1 protein-coding gene is annotated in these 229 nt (G+C 61.1%); it reads left to right on the top strand.

The features are described from left to right. Positions 1-229: AraC family transcriptional regulator (locus SB822_RS61615; RefSeq protein ID WP_410859736.1), on the top strand; the 229-nt coding region annotated here is incomplete at both ends.

The raw sequence follows: 229 nt of genomic DNA, 5'->3' as shown, positions 1-229 counted from the left end.
CGCATCGGCGCTCGGGCGGGCAGTCGCAGCACTCTGAAATGCTGGCGCTCGCGCCAAAGTCGGACCGGGTCCAGAAGGCGCTCGAACATGCACGCCTCAATTTGTCCAAACCCTTGCGCGTGGACGATCTAGCGAAGGCGGCGCATCTGAGCAGCCGGCAATTTACGCGCATTTTTCTTTCCGAGACCGGCATATCTCCCGCGAAGGCAATCGAACGTCTGCGTCTGGA

The organism is Paraburkholderia sp. SIMBA_054, assembly GCF_046534875.1.
GTDB classification, from domain to species: Bacteria; Pseudomonadota; Gammaproteobacteria; order Burkholderiales; family Burkholderiaceae; genus Paraburkholderia; species Paraburkholderia hospita.
The sequence above is the reverse complement of the archived record's forward strand: the minus strand, read 5'-3'. Positions and strand labels throughout refer to the sequence as shown.